Source organism: Rhizobium sp. C4 (genome assembly GCF_021026315.1).
Taxonomy (GTDB): domain Bacteria; phylum Pseudomonadota; class Alphaproteobacteria; order Rhizobiales; family Rhizobiaceae; genus Ensifer_A.
In genome coordinates this window covers 706,113-720,630 of record NZ_JAJNCX010000001.1, presented here as the reverse complement: position 1 = coordinate 720,630, position 14,518 = coordinate 706,113, and the positions used below count along the sequence as shown (strand labels likewise).

Here is a 14,518-nt window from a genome sequence, read left to right as displayed (position 1 = left end):
CGCCACCCTGCGGCATCAGAGCATCTACAAAACTGAACTGACCTTCCCGACGAACTGACATCCCACCGCCTCCAGCCGCTGCAGAACCAGTGAATCATATCAGTGGAATTTTGCAACGGTCCCCTTGTGGGGGAGATGGCGGCAGCCAGAGGGGGACTTTTCTCCCCTGCAGAACACCCCGAAAGGACCCCTGATGCGCATCCCCTTCCTCACGCCCCGCGCCACGCCCGCCGAGACCAAATCCTCCCCGCTCACGACCCTCTTCGCGCTCGCCACATCCGGCCCGGCGCATTGGTCGCAGCGCTCCTACCCGTCGCTCGCCCGCGAGGGCTTCATGCGCAATCCGGTCGCCTATCGCGCGGTGCGGATGATTGCGGAAGCGGCGGCCTCGGTGCCGTGGATCGTCTCGGATGGCGGGGCGGAGGATCATGCGCTGAAGGGCCTGCTGGTCCGGCCCAATCCCCGCCAGGGCGGGGCGGAGTTCATGGAGGCGCTTTACGGGCATCTGCTGCTCTCCGGCAATGCCTTCATCGAGCCGGTCGAGATCGGCGGGACCCTGCGCGAACTGCATCTGCTTCGCCCCGACCGCATCCGCGTCATCGAGGGATCGGATGGCTGGCCGAGCTCCTATGAATATCGCGTCGGCGGTGCGGTCCGGCGCTTCTCGGTCGAGGCCGACCCGGGGCTGTTGCATCTCAGGCTCTTTCATCCGCTCGACGATCACATGGGCTTTGCCCCGCTGGAGGCCGCGGCCAAGGCGCTCGACCTTTCCAATGCGGCCGCAAGCTGGAACAAGGCGCTGCTCGACAATTCGGCCCGCCCCTCCGGCGCGCTCGTCTATCAGCCGAAGGACGGCGGCAATCTCTCCTCTGCGCAATATGAGCGGCTGAAGGCGGAGCTGGCGGAAGGCTATTCCGGCCCGGCGCGGGCCGGCCGACCCATGCTGCTCGAAGGCGGGCTCGATTGGAAGTCGATGGGGCTGAGCCCCCGCGAGATGGATTTCGCCGAGGCGAAGAATGGGGCGGCGCGCGACATCGCACTCGCCTTCGGCGTGCCGCCCATGCTGATCGGCATTCCCGGCGACAACACCTATGCCAACTATGCCGAAGCGAACCGCGCCTTCTGGCGCCTCACCATCCTGCCGCTGATCTTCCGCACGGCGGAGGCGATGACCGGCTGGCTTTCGGGCCTCTATCCGGCGCTCAAGCTGGGCTTCGATCTTGACCAGGTGGCGGGACTGTCCGCCGAACGGGGGGAACTTTGGGCGCGGGTGGGGGCGGCGGATTTCCTGAGCGACACGGAAAAGCGGCAGGCGGTGGGCTGGGAAGGGTAGGTCGACCGGGTGGCAGAGCCTGTTTCGTGCGGTGCTCCACCGTCAGAATTGGCCGAAGCGCCGAATATTGGTGGCTATTGCAGGCCATGTCTGCGCAAGGTGAGCCTTAAGGAGAAAAACCATGCGTTTCACCATGCTCACTCTGCTGGCTTTTGCCGCGGCGCAGGCCGCCAACGCGCAGGCCTCGCAGGCTCCGGACGGCGCCACCGAAATCGTCCTCTCCCCGTCAACGCTTTCCGGAGAAGTCTCGGGCGTGACCCTGCCGGACAAGCGCCTGACCTATTTCGTCCGGGCGCCGTCGCATCGCGAAATGACGATCAAGGTCGCCGCGGACAATGGTCCCTGCGGCTTCGAGATGCAGCGCAGTTCCTCCTCCGGCTTCCAGTCCGACATGGGCCGGTTTCCAGATACGCGGATCTTCACCGCGCAGGAGAATGAAACCTTCACCTTCTCCTTCTTCCAGACACGCACGGGCTACATGGAGCAGAAGGGCTGCACCTTCACGCTCTCGGTGAACTGAAGCCGCCCTCACATCACCGTCTTCTTGAACTTCCCCATCAGATAGGGGCCGGATAGAACCGGCTCGTACTTGCTCGCTTCGCCCGCCGCCAGGCAGGACGGCAGCGTTGCGATCTCGGCATGCCAGTCCGGCTGGTGGAAGAAGGCGATCGACTGACGACGCTTCAGGCCGCCCTGTTCCGCCGGAATATTCACGACGCGATGCAGGGTGGAGACCCAGCGGTCGTTCGTCCAGCGCGCCATGAGGTCACCGATATTGATGACGAAGGCACCGTCGACCGGCGGGATTTCGCGCCATGCGCCCTCCGGCGTCATGATTTCGAGCCCGCGCGAGCCGGCATCGGGCAAGAGGATCGTCAGGCTCCCATAATCGGTATGGGCGCCGGCGCGCAGCTGCCCGTCCGGCGGCGCACGGTCGAGCTCGGGATAGTTCAGCGCGCGCATGGCGCTGATAGGGTTCTTGAGGCACGGATCGAAGAAATGCGTGTCGAGCTTCAGCGCCTCGGCAAAGGCGCGCATGATGCGCTTCGCCAGATCCGTCATCGCGGTGAAATAGGCCTCCCAGGCGGCGCGGAATTCATCCTGTCCCGCCGGCCAGATATTGTCGGCAAAGCAGAAGGAAAGAGCATCCTTGTCCACCATGCCCTCCGGCGTGGAGAGCGGCCCGGCATTGAAGCTCTCCTTCAGGTCGGGCGGTGAATCGACGCCGCGCGACTTCGCCAGCGCCTCGACGCCGGGGCCGAGATAGCCATAGGGATAGCCCGCATAGGGCGGGGCGGCTTGATGTTTGGTGTCCGGCGCGAGATCGAAAAAGGCGCGGGCCCGGGCGCTGAGATTGGCAATCACCTGCGGCGCAACGCCATGACCGGAAATTGCCAGAAAGCCGGTCTCGCGGCAGATGCGGTCGAGCTCGCGGGCAAGGGCCGCGCGGGTCTCGCCAGAGGCTGCCTCAAAGGCGGCAAGGTCGAAAATGGCGAAATCGGATGCGGATGAACTGGGCACGGCTGCTGCTCCTTCTGGACCGGGTGAATGTTTCGCCTTTTCCGTTTCGTGTCCAGAGCGCATTGCGTGTCATGCCGCAGAAAATCGCATCATGTCTTGCGAATTCGCAAAGTCTTATCAAGGACTTGTTGCGTCGCGCGGACTCAATCCATGCACAGAAGGCGACAAGGCGGATTCTCTCTCTGAAGAGAGTTCTCCAAGCGATTCAGATGGCTGAGGGATTTGCGAGCGCCTGACTCAACGTCAAGGCGTTGCCGGTCGGCCCGGTGCAGGCTTTCACGCACCGGCGATGGTGGGGCGCGTCGTTTCGCGCCTGTCCGAAAGCCGAACCGTTTCGCAGGATCGGCCTGGACATAGTCTAGCAGCGAGGACTTAACGATGACTTATATCGCGGGCGACCCGCAGATCATGGCGGCACGCATCGCCGGATCGGTGGCGGGCGTCGCCATCTCGCTGATCTACATGCTGCCGAAGGGCAGGCAGGAGGCGGCAACGCGACTGGCCACCGGCCTCGTCGCCGGCCTTGTCTTCGGACCTGCCACCGGCCTCTACGGCGCCGAAAAACTCGGCCTCGTCGCCACGCTCTCCGCCCCCGAAATCGTCCTCTCCGGCTCCGCCGCCATCAGCCTCACGGCCTGGTGGGTGCTGGGCGCGCTGAGGCGGGTGGCGGAGCGGTGGGGAAGGTGATGCTCCTTCTTCCGTCATCCCGGCCTTGAGCCGGGATCCAGCCGCGCGATGTCCATCGCGCGAAAGGACTGCGCCTTTGAGAGTCTTCTCAGCCCGCCGACGCGGGCTGGCTGGATGCCGGGTCAAGCCCGGCATGACGGAGATCAACTGATGCCATATCACGAGGGAACCCAGATCATGCTGACCATCGACTGCGAGCGGAAATTCCTGAACCTCGAACTCAAGGGCCTCACCGCCGAAGGGCGGTTTTCGGGTTATGCGAGCCTGTTCGGCGAGCCGGATCTCGGCAAGGACGTGATCGAGCGCGGGGCGTTTTCGCGCTCGCTTTCGAGCCGGGGCGTCGCCGGCATCCGCATGCTTTTCCAGCACGATCCGGCAAGCCCGCTGGGCCGCTGGGTGACGCTGAAGGAGGATGCGCGGGGGCTCTATGTCGAGGGCCAGTTCGCGCCGGGGGTCGCGAAGGCGGACGAGGTGCGCCGGCTGATGAAATCGGGTGCGCTGGACGGGCTGTCCATCGGCTTCCAGACGGTGCGCGCCAAACGCGACGCCAGGACCGGCATCCGCCACATCCTCGAAGCCGACCTCTGGGAAATCTCCGTCGTCACCTTCCCCATGCTGCCGTCCGCCCGCGTGAGCGAGGTGAAGGAGATGAGCGACGGCGCGCTGCTGGCCGCCAAGCTGAGGCACGCGGCGGGGGTGATGCGGGGTTGATATTCAGACTATGACACTATAAACTATAGTTTATGGAGCGATAGGAGAAAGGCTTGCGCATCTTCCTCACCCGCTGGACGGCCCGTTTCATTCGTCGGGAAGGCATGGATGCAGCAAGCATCGTCGATGCGGTTGCGCGTGCGGAACGCGGGCTTGTCGATGCCGATCTCGGCGGCGGCCTGATCAAGATGCGGGTGGCGCGCAGTGGCCAAGGGCGTTCGGGCGGGTTTCGCACGATGCTCGCATTCAAAAGCGGTGATCGCGCGGTCTTTCTCTATGCCTTTGCGAAGAATGAGCGCGAGAATGTCGGCCCGGACGAATTGCAGACTTTGAGGGAACTGGCGCGGGCGTGGCTGCGCGCCGGCGATGAGGAGCTGGAGGTTGCCACGCGTGGCGGCCAACTTGAGGAATTAGACGATGGAAAGCGGACATAAGAACAGCAGGCTTGCGGAAGCCCTTGTCGAGGCCGCCGACGACATGGCGGAACTGGGCCTGCTGAGCCCGGACGAGCATCGCAAGATCACCCTGCGGCATGGCGGCGCCAAGCCCGCAGACGACGTGATCGAGCTTTCCGGCGAGGATATCCGCGCGATGCGCGAGAAGGCGAATATGAGCCAGGCCGTCTTCGCGCGTCATCTGCATCTGACGACCGGCTATGTGTCGCAGCTGGAGCGCGGCGCGAAGAAGCCGAAGGGGCCGGCGCTGGTTCTGCTCAACCTGATCCGCAGACGCGGGATCGACGCCATCACCTGACATCTCCACCCACCACCATCCCCGGCCCGCCGCCCGCGTGCCGGTTTCGCCTGAGGGGTCGCGTTTTGCGGCCCCTTTTTTGTTGCCTCAGAAAAGGGAATGCTTATGACCCACGAGACACTGACTGCCGCGCCGGAAATCAAGGCGGCGCCGGATGATGTGAATGCCGCCTTCGATACCTTCATGGAAGGTTTCGAGGCGTTCAAGGAGACGAACGACCGGCGGCTGGCCGAAATGGAGCGCAAACAGGTCGCGGATGCGCTGACCGTCGAAAAGCTCGGCCGCATCGACAAGGCGATGGACGAGCAGAAGAAGCTGCTCGACCATCTGGCGCTGAAGGGCGCGCGGCCGCCGCTCGGCCGGCCGGGTGTCTCGGCGGCGGAAGCGCTGGAGCACAAGGCGGCCTTCGAGGCCTATATCCGCCGTGGCGACGAGACCAACCTTCGCCAGATCGAGGCCAAGGCTCTCTCGACCGGTTCGAGCACCGATGGCGGCTACACGGTGCGGCCGGAACTGGATGCGGAGATCGGTCGCCGCCTGTCCATCGTCTCGCCGATCCGCGCGCTGGCGACGGTGCGGCAGGTTTCGACGGCGGTGCTGAAGAAGCCCTTCGCCACCTCCGGCATGGCGACCGGCTGGGCCGGTGAAACGGCGGCGCGTCCGCAGACGGGCAGCGCCCAGCTTGCCGAACTCGCCTTCCCGGTGATGGAGCTTTATGCCATGCCGGCGGCCACGCAATCGCTGCTGGATGACAGCGCCGTCGATATCGAGGCCTGGATCTCCTCCGAGGTCGAGATCGCCTTTGCCGAACAGGAAGGCACGGCCTTCGTCAATGGCGATGGCGTCACCCAGCCGTCGGGCTTCCTCACCGCGACCAAGGTGGCGGATGCGAGCTGGATCTGGGGCAAGCTCGGCTATGTGGCAACGGGTGTTGCGGGCGGCTTTGCCTCGTCCGGCCCGTCGGATGTGCTGATCGACACGATCTATGCGCTGAAGGCCGGCTATCGCCAGAATGCGACGGTCGTCATGAACCGCAAGACGCAGAACCAGATCCGCCGCTTCAAGGATGCCAATGGCAACTATCTCTGGCTGCCGCCGACCGGCCCCGGCCAGCCGGCCAGCCTCATGGGCTATCCGGTGGTGGAAGCCGAAGACATGCCGAATATCGGCACCGACAGCTACGCGATCGCCATCGGCGACTTCCGCGCCGGCTACCTCGTCGTCGACCGCCTGGGCGTCCGCGTGCTGCGCGATCCCTATTCCGCCAAGCCCTATGTGCTCTTCTACACGACGAAACGCGTCGGCGGCGGGGTGCAAAACTACGAGGCGATCAAGCTGGTGAAGTTCGGCACGGCGTGATTTCGGCTTGTCCTCTCCCCTTGTGGGAGAGGAAGCGATTTCAACATCTTAGCTTCAGCTAAGTGTTAGAAATCGCAGGTGAGGGGTCAGTCTCAGGCGCGACCGTTCAACACCCCTCACCAAGCTCGCCACGCCAATCGGCTTCGCCTCTCGGGTAGCGAGCTATCCTCTCCCACAGGGGGAGAGGACCGGGCTCCTTCGCCGCAAGGCAAGACCCCCTCTGGCTGCCGCCATCTCCCCCACAAGAGGGGAGACGGATGCGGCACCCGCTCCGGCCCAGTCTTGAGCAGACCCGGTGCGGCGCGGTCTCCCTCCCCCGTTTGGGGAGGGTGGGGAGGGTGGGGAGGGGGCTTTGCCCCACATTTCAACGATCCCAGTTTTTCAAGCTGACGAGGCCCACATGACCCATACCATCATCGCGCCGCCTGCGGCCGAGCCGTTGACGCTCGCGCAGGTGAAAGCACATCTGCGCCTCGATGGCAGCACCGAGGATGCGCTGCTGGCCGGCCTGATCGCCACCGCCCGTCACTATCTGGAAGCGACGACGGGGCTGGCGCTGATCACCCAGACGCTCCGCTTCTATCGCGACGACTGGCCGGAGGATGGCTTGATTCAACTTGCCATCGCTCCGCTGCAAACCGTTGAAAGCGTGACGGTTTACGATGCGTCCGGCAATCCACAGGCGGTCTCGCTCGCCGGCCACGTGCTCGACGCGGCGTCTACCCCCGCCCGCCTGTTCCTTGCCACCCAGCCGCCGACATCGCGCCCGCTCAACGGCATCGAGATCGATGTCGTGGCGGGCTTCGGCAATACGGGCGCGGAGATGCCGGATACGCTGACGCGGGCCATGCTGATGCATGTCGCGCTGATGTTCGAGCTGCGCGGCGCCGTCCCGGCCGAGATGCAGCCCGCCGCCATTCCCGCCGGCTATGACCGGCTGGTCTCGCCTTATCGCCCTGTGAGGCTCTGAACCATGAACATGACCTTTCTCGACCCCGGCCAGTTCACCGCCCGGCTCGATCTGGAGGCTGCCAGTCCGGCACCGGACGGGCAGGGCGGCGCGGTTATCGCCTGGACGGTCGCCGCCTCGCTCTGGGCCCGCATCGAGCCGACGAGCTTCGGCTTCACCGAGACGGCGGGGCAGATGCGGGGCCAGCTCACGCATCGCATCTGGATCCGCGCCCGCGAGGGCGTCACGGAAGGCATGCGCTTCCGAAAAGGTGCGCGGGTCTTCACCATCCGCGCCATCCGCGACCCGGACGAAACCGGCCGCTATCTCGTCTGTCTGTGCGAGGAGGGCGCATTATGACCGACGCGCAATCGGCCCTGTCCGCCGCAATCGTCTCGGCGCTCAACGCCAATGCCGCACTGACGGCCATCATCGGCGCCAACGCCATCCACGACCGCCTGCTCACCAAGGCCGCGATGCCCTATGTCGTGCTGCGCGAGATCACTTCCTCAGAATGGGGCGCCGACAATGACGGCGGGCTGGAACACCAGATCGCGCTCGACGCCTGGTCGTCACGGCCCGGCCACCGCGAGGCCGAGACCATGGCCGGCCTGATCCGCCAGAGCCTCGACAACGCCCAGCTGACGCTCACCGGCGGCGTGACGCTGGTCAGCCTGCTGCATGTGAAGACGCGGACGCGGCGCGAGGCGAAGACGGATGCCCATGTGGCCGAAATGGTGTTTCGGGCGGTGACGGTGGGCGGGTGATGTATTGACGTTGTTATGACGTGGCTGTATTTTTGGGATGCATGAATTCCCGATCAATGGAGCCCGCCATGGCGATTGCCCGCAAGAACGAGACGGTGACATTCCGCATGGAGCCTGCCACGCTGGAGACGATCCAGCGCGCGGCGGGGGCTGCCGGCAAATCGCTGACGGCATTCGTGACGGATGCGGCCTATGCGGCGGCGCGCAAGGAACTGCTCGATCAGCGTTTCGTGGCGCTTGAGCCTGAGGCTTTCGATGCCGTGGAGGCGCTTCTGGCCGAGCCCGCCAAGGCCAATGCGGCGCTGGAAAAGCTGTTGCAGACCAAGCGCGACTGGATCGACTGAGCCATGGTTCGCCGGCCGGCCCCGCTCGGCATTCAGCACCGGCTTGACGGTTTTGACAGCGGCAAGCCCGACCTTGATCACTATCTACGCGACATCGCCCGCGCCAACCACGAAAACGGCCTTGCCCGCAGCTTCGTCATCGCCGATGCCGACTTTACCGTGGTCGGCTATTATTCGCTGGCCGCGGCCATGATATCCCGCAATGAAGCGCCGCGTAACATCGGCGGTCATGGCAGCCCGCGCGATATCCCGGTGGCGCTTCTGGCGCGGCTTGCGGTCGATCGCCGGCATCAGGGGCGGGGGCTTGGCGCGCAACTGCTGAGAGCGGCGCTGCTGTCCGTCCTCGCCGGCGCGGAACATGTCGCCTTCCGCGCCGTCATGGTGCATGCGCTTGATGACGAGGCCACGCGCTTTTATGCCAAATATGGCTTCCGCGCCGCGAAGGGCAGCGAACGGACACTGCTTCTGCCCTTGCAGGATGTCACTTTCAATCTGAAATCATGAGAGCGCCGGCCCACTCGCTTCCGCCCGCGCCTTCAGCAGTCCCAACCCGGCCATGCTCAGGCATGTCAGGAAGGTGAGCGTCAGCGCGAGCGCGATGACGCCCTTCAGGCCGAAATTCTCCATCATGGCGGCGAAGATGACCGGGGAGAGGGCCGAGGCGATGTTTTGCGGTAGCGCCACATTGCTCGACATCGTGGCGAAGTCTTCGCGGGTGAAGAAGGATAGCGGCAGCAGCGCGCGGGCAACGGCGGCAACGCCCGACCCAGCGCCATAAAGCAGCACGAACAGCAGCGGCACGACAAAGGACGAGGCCGGGAAGGCGGCGAGCATCAGGAAGGCCCCGAACATGGCGAGGCTGGCCGCAAGGCCGGAGACGACGGGCGAGGTTCGCTCGCCGGCGATCAGATCGGCAAGCCGCGCCGAAATGCCGATGACACCGCGCAGCGATGCGAGCGTCAGCGCGAGAGCGGGTGCTGCCCCCGCCAGTTTCAGGAGTTCGATCAGCGAGGCCGAAATGCCGAAGGAGGTCAGGCTGTTGAGGCTGGAGGTGGAGGCAATCAGCAGGAAGGCATGCAATCTGCCGCGCGCATCGAGCCGGGGCAGCGGTTTCGCGCCCTCCCGCGCCGATGCGCTGAGCGCCAGGACATCGCCGCGCGCCGGCAGGGCGAAGCAATGCAGCGGCACAAGCAGGATGAGATGCGCGGCGGCGGCGATCTGCAGGCTGGCGCGCCAGCCGATGGCGCTTTCGGCATGGCTCAGGATCGGCCAGAACAGGGCCGATGACAGACCGGTGAAGATCATCAGCGTGCCGATCGTGCGCTTGGCCGCCGCCCCCTGCCGCTCGACGACGGCGGTATTGGCCGAGACCGATAACGCGCATGTGCCGCCAAGCCCGATGATGAGCCAGGCAGCGAAATAGCTCACCAGCCCTTGCGACAGCGACAGCACCGTCAGCCCCGCCGCCATCAGAACCGAACCCATGGCCATGACCCGCGACGCACCCAGGCGCACGAGAAGCCGCCCGGCACGGGGGCTTGCGAGCGCCATCACGATCATCATCGCCGTCAGCCCGCCGAAGATCGTCTCGAAGGGCAGGCCGAGATCCCGCTCCATCGCCCGCCCGAGCACCGAGGGCATGTCGAAGGTCGTGCCCCAGCCGACAAGCTGGGAGACGGCGAGAACCGCGATGAGGCGAAGCTTCGACAGCGAAGCGGGCGAGGAGGAATGGGACAAGGGAATTCCGGGAGGAAGGGACGTGTTCGAAACAACCACACTCGGCCCGGCTTGTGAACAGAATTTGACACTGAGCGAAAGGATTATCCCATGACCGCGCAAAAGGGCCGCGATCTTCTCCTGAAAGTCTTCAACACGACCTCGTCGAGCTATGTCACGGTGGCGGGCCTGCGCAGCCGCAAGCTTGCCTTCAACGCGAGCCAGGTGGACGTGACGGATGCCGAAAGCGCCGGGCGCTGGCGCGAATTGCTCGCCGGCGCCGGCGTCAACCGGGCGTCGCTTTCGGGCTCCGGTCTCTTCAAGGATGCCGCCTCCGACGAACTGGTGCGCAGCGCCTTTTTCTCGGGTGCGATCCTCAACTGGCAGGTCGTCATCCCGGATTTCGGCACGGTGACGGGACCGTTCCAGATCGCCGCACTCGAATATTCCGGCCAGTATAATGGCGAGGTCCTGTTCGATCTCTCGCTGGAATCCGCCGGCCAGCTGACCTTCGGGGCGCTGTGATGGAGCGCCTGACGAAAGGCCGCGCCAACCGCCGGCGCGGCGAGATCGAGGCCATGATCGGCGGGGAGCGCCGCGTGCTGTGTCTGACGCTCGGCGGGCTTGCCGAACTGGAAACGGCCTTCGGCGCGGAAAGCCTGCACGATCTTGCCGCCCGCTTCTCGACCGGCCGGCTGAAGGCCGCCGACATGATCCGCATCATTGGCGCGGGGCTCCGCGGCGGCGGCAATCTCCTGTCGGACGAGGATGTGGCGGAACTGGAGATCGAGGGTGGATTGGCGGGGGCGGCGCGCATCGTCGCCGAATTGCTGCTCTCGGCTTTCGGTTCGGAGGGTGAGGCGCCGTCATCGCCGGGCGCCTCACGCGGGGGCGAACGGGGTTTGGGCGAAAGCCTCACGCCCCGCCCTTGAGGGCCGCAGCGGAAGGGCCGTTGCTGCCGCCCGCCTTTCCCTGGCGCGAGGCGATCCATGCCGGCCTCTTCCTGCTGCGGCTTTCCCCGCGCGACTTCTGGGCGCTGACGCCCCTCGAATTCCACGCCATCACCGGCGGTCTGGCGCCCCGCTTCGAACTGCCGCTGAAGGACCTGATGGCGCGCTATCCCGACAGCCGAGAGGATGAACCATGACCGATCCAGCACATCCCGGCAGTCTCGACACGGCCGCCCTCGATCAGGCGATGACGCAACTGGAAGCCCGCTCGAAATCCTTTGGAGCAGCACTCTCCTCGGCGCTGAAATCGGCGAGCGTCGATGGCAAGAGCCTGGAGGATGTGCTGAAAAGCCTCGGCAATCGGCTGACCGATATTGCGCTGTCCGCCGGCATGAAGCCGCTCGAAAACCTCGTCAACAGCGCTGCCGGCAGCCTCACCTCCAGTCTGTCCACGGGCCTCTCCAGCCTGCTCGGCTTCGCCAAAGGCGGCGTGCCGGGCGCGATCCAGCCTTTCGCCGCAGGCGGCGTCGTTTCCGCGCCCACCTATTTCCCCATGGGCGGCGGCCTCGGCCTGATGGGCGAAGCCGGCTCCGAAGCCATCCTCCCCCTGAAACGCGGCCCGGATGGACGGCTTGGCGTTGCGGCGGGCGCTGGCACCGCCCCCAGCCAGACCATCGTCTTCAACGTCTCCACCCCCGACGCCGGCAGCTTCCGCAAATCGGAAGCGCAGGTTTCCGCCATGCTGACCCGGGCGACGGCAAGGGGAAGGCGAGGGGTGTGAGGCCGCGTGGAGGTGTCGGGGCGCACACATCCGCATCCTCCGTCATGCCGGACTTGATCTGGCATCCAGCGCGCGATGTCCATCGCGCGGGAGACTCATCTTACTCCCCGCGAGTCTTTTCAGCCCGCCGACGCGGGCTGGCTGGATGCCGGATCAAGTCCGGCATGACGGAAGGTAAGAATGCAGACGCTGTAAACCGAGCGTGTTGCCTTCTGCTCCACAACGCATCCTCTGTTTTGGCACTCTCCGAGAAAGGAACCCCACCCATGACCTCCTTCCATGAGGTCCGCTTTCCGCTGCGGCTGGCGCTTGGCGTCAGTGGCGGGCCGGAGCGGATGACGGATATTGTCAATCTTTCCAACGGGCGCGAGGCGCGCAATGCGCGGTGGCGCAACTCCAGACGCGCATACGATGCCGGCTCAGGCATTCGCTCGGTCGCCGATCTCTATGCCGTTCTGGCCTTCTTCGAGGCGCGGTCGGGGGAGCTTTATGGTTTTCGCTTTCGCGATCCCGTGGATCATCAGTCGAGCCCGCCGGGGCAGGTGATCGGGGCGACGGATCAGGTGATCGGCACCGGCGATGGCGTCACGGCGAGCTTCCAGCTTGTGAAAACCTATGCGGATGCCGGCGCGTCGGTCACGCGGGGGATTGCCAAGCCGGTGGCGGGTTCAGTGCGCGTGGCGGTCAATGGCGCGGAGCAGGCCGCGAGCCGCTTCACGGTCGATGCGACGACCGGGCGCGTCACCTTTGCGGCCGGCTTCATTCCGCCGTTGGGGGCCATCGTGCAGGCGGGGTTCGAATTCGACGTGCCGGTGCGCTTTGCGGTCAGCCGCATCGATATCGACCTTTCCGCCTTCAATGCCGGGCGCATCCCCACCATTCCGCTGATCGAGGTCCTGCCATGAGAGAACTTGCCCCCGCGCTGAAGGCGCATATCGAGACGGGCGCGACGACGCTCTGCCGCTGCTGGCGGGTGACGCGGCGCGATGGAACCGTGCTGGGCTTTACCGAGCATGACGCCGACCTGACGGTGGACGGCACGCGCTTCCTCGCAGCGAGCGGCTTTTCGGCGAGCGAGGCGGAGACGGCACTGGGGCTTGCCGCGCCCAATGGCGAGGTGGCCGGGGCGTTTTCGTCGGAGGCGATTTCGGATGGGGATCTGGAGCGCGGCCTTTACGATGGTGCGCGGGTCGAGGTTCTGCTGGTCAATTGGGCCGAGCCGGCGCAATTCCTGCTGGAGCATGTCCGCGAGATCGGCGAGGTGACGCGCACGGAAAACAGCTTCCGCGCCGAACTCCGTGGCCTTGCCGCTCGGCTCGACCAGCCCATGGGCCGCGTCTATGGCCGGCGCTGCGATGCGCGGCTGGGCGATGCCCGCTGCGGCCTCAGTCTCTCGGCCTTCAAGGCGATGGGCGCGATTGTCGCGGCCGATAGCTTGCAGGCGAGTGTGTCCGGGATTGCGAGCTTTGCCAGCGGCTGGTTCGGCTTCGGCGTGCTGACATTCACCAGCGGGGCACTTGCCGGCCGCGCCGTCGATATTGCCGGCCACCAAGCCGGCAATCCTGCGCGGCTCACCTTCTGGCTGCCGCTGCCGGAAGCGCCGGCGATTGGCGACACATTCGAGATCTTTGCCGGCTGCGACAAGAGTTTCGCGGCCTGCAAGGCAAAATTCGGGAATGGGCTGAATTTTCAAGGCTTTCCGCACATGCCCGGGTCTGATTTCGCCTATAGCTATGTGAGCGGCGCGACGGCGCATGACGGGTCGGTGCTGATGGGGTGATTTGTCCTCTCCCCTTGTGGGAGAGGAAGAAAAATCAGCATCTTAGCTGAAAGCTAAGTGCTAGATTTTTCAGGTGAGGGGTCTTGGTGTGACGCGGCTGTCAGTTACCCCTCACCAAGCTCGCCACGCCAATCGGCTTCGCCTCTTGGGGCGAGCTATCCTCTCCCACAAGGGGAGAGGAAAATCACCGCCCCGTCTTCTGGCGGAAGCCGAGCATGTGAAGAAGCGAAGCGCGCTCGGGCGCGGAGATCAGGAAGAAGCCGGTAAAGACCAGGCTGACAATAAGCAGTGTCTGCAACGACATGTGCGTTCCCCAAAATACAGACTCGATACTCGCTGTAACCGCGATGAAGATCTTAAGTTCCCTCTCCACTTCATCCGTTAAGATTTTTTTTACACTATTCCACCTGAACCGGACATGAACCCGATGAAAATTTCAGCGCGTGTGCTTAACGGCGCCGCCGGATGGGTCGGCACGCCCTATCGGCATCAGGCCTCGCTGAAGGGCGTCGGCTGCGATTGTCTCGGGCTCGTTCGTGGCATCTGGCGCGAGCTTTATGGCGAGGAGCCGGAAGAGCCGGGGCCTTATGCGCCTGACTGGGCCGAGCGCAGCGGCGTCGAGCGGCTGGCCGAGGCGGCGCTCAAGCATTTCGGTCCGCCGATTGCGCGCGACGACATGCAGCCGGGCGATGTCCTTCTCTTCCGCTTCCGGCCCGAGGCTGCGGCCAAGCATCTTGGCATTCTGGCCGGCGAGGGCCGCTTCATCCACGCTTACGAACAGGCCGGCGTCATCTCATCGCCGCTCGTTCCCTCCTGGGCGCGGCGCATCGCGGCCGTCCATCGTTTCCCAGATATTTGAGGTCATTG

General features: G+C 65.2%; 21 protein-coding genes. 19 read left to right on the top strand and 2 right to left on the bottom strand.

All coding sequences use genetic code 11. The features are described from left to right. The first annotated feature begins 193 nt into the window (after positions 1-193). A complete protein-coding gene (locus LQK84_RS03620; protein ID WP_230827250.1) occupies positions 194-1,333 on the top strand; it encodes a phage portal protein in 1,140 nt (379 codons plus the stop codon). A 121-nt stretch (positions 1,334-1,454) separates the two neighbouring features. After that, complete coding sequence (locus LQK84_RS03615) at positions 1,455-1,853, top strand: hypothetical protein (RefSeq protein WP_230827249.1); 399 nt, start codon at positions 1,455-1,457, stop codon at positions 1,851-1,853. An 8-nt stretch (positions 1,854-1,861) separates the two neighbouring features. On the opposite strand, the gene LQK84_RS03610 is transcribed toward LQK84_RS03615, so the two are convergent. Further along, on the bottom strand, positions 1,862-2,854 hold the full coding sequence (locus LQK84_RS03610) for an isopenicillin N synthase family dioxygenase (RefSeq protein ID WP_230827248.1): 993 nt from the start codon (positions 2,852-2,854) through the stop codon (positions 1,862-1,864). Positions 2,855-3,232: 378 nt separating this feature from the next. Between LQK84_RS03610 and LQK84_RS03605 the strand changes: the two genes are divergently transcribed. From LQK84_RS03605 to LQK84_RS03560, 10 genes are all read left to right on the top strand, one after another. Next, a complete protein-coding gene (locus tag LQK84_RS03605; RefSeq protein ID WP_230827247.1) occupies positions 3,233-3,541 on the top strand; it encodes a DUF6107 family protein in 309 nt (102 codons plus the stop codon). Positions 3,542-3,691: 150 nt separating this feature from the next. Beyond that, a complete protein-coding gene (locus LQK84_RS03600) occupies positions 3,692-4,252 on the top strand; it encodes an HK97 family phage prohead protease (protein WP_230827246.1) in 561 nt (186 codons plus the stop codon). Between the two features lie 53 nt (positions 4,253-4,305). Beyond that, positions 4,306-4,686 (top strand): type II toxin-antitoxin system RelE/ParE family toxin, encoded by a 381-nt coding sequence (locus tag LQK84_RS03595; RefSeq protein ID WP_230827245.1) that lies wholly within the window; start codon positions 4,306-4,308, stop codon positions 4,684-4,686. Continuing rightward, positions 4,670-5,005: a helix-turn-helix domain-containing protein gene (locus tag LQK84_RS03590; protein WP_230827244.1), complete on the top strand. Its 336-nt coding sequence runs from the start codon at positions 4,670-4,672 to the stop codon at positions 5,003-5,005. The genes LQK84_RS03595 and LQK84_RS03590 overlap by 17 nt, the downstream gene beginning before the upstream one ends. A gap of 99 nt (positions 5,006-5,104) precedes the next feature. Beyond that, positions 5,105-6,364, top strand: coding sequence for a phage major capsid protein (locus LQK84_RS03585; protein ID WP_442966869.1), 1,260 nt, complete (start codon positions 5,105-5,107; stop codon positions 6,362-6,364). A 400-nt stretch (positions 6,365-6,764) separates the two neighbouring features. After that, the gene (locus LQK84_RS03580; RefSeq protein ID WP_230827242.1) at positions 6,765-7,334 is read left to right on the top strand and encodes a head-tail connector protein; all 570 of its coding nucleotides are present in this window, start codon (positions 6,765-6,767) and stop codon (positions 7,332-7,334) included. A 3-nt stretch (positions 7,335-7,337) separates the two neighbouring features. Beyond that, on the top strand, positions 7,338-7,673 hold the full coding sequence (locus LQK84_RS03575; protein WP_230827241.1) for a phage head closure protein: 336 nt from the start codon (positions 7,338-7,340) through the stop codon (positions 7,671-7,673). Beyond that, on the top strand, positions 7,670-8,080 hold the full coding sequence (locus LQK84_RS03570; protein WP_230827240.1) for a DUF3168 domain-containing protein: 411 nt from the start codon (positions 7,670-7,672) through the stop codon (positions 8,078-8,080). Before LQK84_RS03575 ends, LQK84_RS03570 begins: the two co-directional genes overlap by 4 nt. A gap of 41 nt (positions 8,081-8,121) precedes the next feature. After that, positions 8,122-8,424: a type II toxin-antitoxin system TacA family antitoxin gene (locus LQK84_RS03565; protein ID WP_230827239.1), complete on the top strand. Its 303-nt coding sequence runs from the start codon at positions 8,122-8,124 to the stop codon at positions 8,422-8,424. 3 nt (positions 8,425-8,427) lie between these two features. Continuing rightward, entirely contained in the window at positions 8,428-8,928 is a 501-nt protein-coding gene (locus LQK84_RS03560; RefSeq protein WP_230827238.1) for a GNAT family N-acetyltransferase, read from the top strand. Here LQK84_RS03560 and LQK84_RS03555 read toward each other — a convergent pair. After that, positions 8,923-10,161 (bottom strand): MFS transporter, encoded by a 1,239-nt coding sequence (locus LQK84_RS03555; RefSeq protein ID WP_230827237.1) that lies wholly within the window; start codon positions 10,159-10,161, stop codon positions 8,923-8,925. The genes LQK84_RS03560 and LQK84_RS03555 overlap by 6 nt on opposite strands. 90 nt (positions 10,162-10,251) lie before the next feature. Between LQK84_RS03555 and LQK84_RS03550 the strand changes: the two genes are divergently transcribed. From LQK84_RS03550 to LQK84_RS03520, 7 genes are all read left to right on the top strand, one after another. Next, on the top strand, positions 10,252-10,665 hold the full coding sequence (locus LQK84_RS03550; RefSeq protein ID WP_230827236.1) for a phage major tail protein, TP901-1 family: 414 nt from the start codon (positions 10,252-10,254) through the stop codon (positions 10,663-10,665). Then, on the top strand, positions 10,665-11,072 hold the full coding sequence (locus tag LQK84_RS03545) for a gene transfer agent family protein (RefSeq protein WP_230827235.1): 408 nt from the start codon (positions 10,665-10,667) through the stop codon (positions 11,070-11,072). Before LQK84_RS03550 ends, LQK84_RS03545 begins: the two co-directional genes overlap by 1 nt. Positions 11,073-11,092: 20 nt before the next feature. Beyond that, complete coding sequence (locus tag LQK84_RS03540; RefSeq protein WP_230827234.1) at positions 11,093-11,287, top strand: rcc01693 family protein; 195 nt, start codon at positions 11,093-11,095, stop codon at positions 11,285-11,287. Beyond that, positions 11,284-11,871 carry a phage tail tape measure protein gene (locus LQK84_RS03535; protein WP_442966868.1) on the top strand — a complete coding sequence of 196 codons (588 nt, stop codon included), beginning with the start codon at positions 11,284-11,286 and terminating at the stop codon, positions 11,869-11,871. The genes LQK84_RS03540 and LQK84_RS03535 overlap by 4 nt, the downstream gene beginning before the upstream one ends. 266 nt (positions 11,872-12,137) lie before the next feature. Next, complete coding sequence (locus LQK84_RS03530; protein WP_230827233.1) at positions 12,138-12,776, top strand: DUF2460 domain-containing protein; 639 nt, start codon at positions 12,138-12,140, stop codon at positions 12,774-12,776. Further along, positions 12,773-13,651: a DUF2163 domain-containing protein gene (locus LQK84_RS03525; RefSeq protein WP_230827232.1), complete on the top strand. Its 879-nt coding sequence runs from the start codon at positions 12,773-12,775 to the stop codon at positions 13,649-13,651. Before LQK84_RS03530 ends, LQK84_RS03525 begins: the two co-directional genes overlap by 4 nt. Before the next feature lie 427 nt (positions 13,652-14,078). After that, positions 14,079-14,510, top strand: coding sequence for an NlpC/P60 family protein (locus LQK84_RS03520; RefSeq protein WP_230827231.1), 432 nt, complete (start codon positions 14,079-14,081; stop codon positions 14,508-14,510). Positions 14,511-14,518: the final 8 nt, after the last annotated feature.